This window comes from Phytoactinopolyspora endophytica (assembly GCF_004138495.1).
Taxonomy (GTDB): Bacteria; Actinomycetota; Actinomycetes; order Jiangellales; family Jiangellaceae; genus Phytoactinopolyspora; species Phytoactinopolyspora endophytica.
In genome coordinates, this window is record NZ_ML142850.1 from 49863 (window position 1) to 51231 (window position 1369).

The 1369-nt window shown below is 69.8% G+C and carries 2 protein-coding genes; both read right to left on the reverse strand.

Translation table 11 applies throughout. The annotated features are described in order from the left end of the window. A partial coding sequence (locus ELR45_RS36695) for a TubC N-terminal docking domain-related protein (protein ID WP_205855819.1) occupies positions 1-423 on the reverse strand: 423 nt, incomplete at its 3' end. Then, on the reverse strand, positions 420-1369 hold a 950-nt coding region (locus tag ELR45_RS36700), incomplete at its 5' end, for a phosphopantetheine-binding protein (protein WP_240759139.1). The genes ELR45_RS36695 and ELR45_RS36700, both read right to left, overlap by 4 nt.

Here is a 1369-nt window from a genome sequence, read left to right on the forward strand (position 1 = left end):
GTCCACCGCCGGTAGGACACGCTGGTGACCGTCACCGTGCACCACCGTCCGGAGCATGTCGTGCCGCCGGACGAGCTGGTTCCAGGCCCGTTCCAGGTCCGCCGGCGGAGTCGCGTCGTAGGCGATGTCGAGGTAGCCGGTGCAGGCCACGCCGCCATAGTCGAAGACCTGGTGCCGGCCGAGCTGGTAGGCAGCCTGCATCTGGGTCAGCGGGAACGGCTCGTGCCGGCCGTCCGGGTCCGCGACCAGTTCGGTGGTGTCGGCGTCGAGGTAGGACAGCAGGTCCGCCTTGTTCTGGACCAGCCTCGCCTTACGCTCGTCAGTGAGGACGCCGCGCGGCGCCCGGAATCGGAGCTGACCGTCGTCGGCCCACAGCCGGACTCCGAGCTGCTCGAACTCGGTCACCAGGTCACTGACGTTCATAGAATCCCGTCCTCGGAGGTCTCGGCTGCGTTGAGCTGGTCGTCGATGCTGCGGGCCAGGTCGGCGACGGTGGGCGCGGCGAAGAAGGCCCGCAGTGACACGTCGACGCCATAGCGTTTGACGGCGGTCTGGACCATTCGTGTCCCGGCCAGCGAATCGCCGCCGAGGGCGAAGAAGTTGTCCAGCCGTCCCTCCGGAGCGCGGCCGAGTACGTCGCCCCACAGCTGGGCCAGCTCCCGTTCCAGGGCCGTGCCCGGTGGTTCGGCGGACGCTGGCTCATCTCGTGCCTGCTCGCCGCGCATTGACTCCGTGGACGATGGATCCGTGGGTGATGGCTCGCTGGGCGGCGGTCTTCTGAACGACGGTTCTCCGGGCGACCGCGCCGGCCGGACGTCGTCGGGCACCGCGACACAGACCTCGGGCGGCAGCCCGGCCTGCAGGACCGCCCAGTCGATGTCCATGAGCCGTCGCAGCGTGGTGACATAGGCGGCGAACATCGCGTCGACCATTCCGTCCGGGAACAGCTCGTCGACGGAGTCCCAGCTCAGCAACACGCCGTCGGCCAGCTCCACGGCCTGGTGGTCAAGCCACACCTGCGGGGTCTGCGACGACGCGTGGTCGGGCCAGCGTGCCTCCCGGGCCAGACCGTCATCGACACCGAGCATGCTGGTGAACACCACCGGCACCGCCTCGGTCAGCCGGACATCACGGCGAGCGAGGTCCCGCAGGATCCGCACCCCGGACAGCTCCCGGTGGTCCAGGTCCCGCCACACCTGCGCCTGCAACCGGCGTGCCCGCGTGAGCCAGGTGTCGTTCTGGTCGAGGTGGTGGGCCACCAGCAGCAGCGACGTGAAGTCGCCGACCACGCGGTCGATGTCGGGGTGGACTGGCTGCCGGTCGAACAGGGTCAGGTTCACCGTCAGCTCCCGCTGGCCGCTCCAGGCCG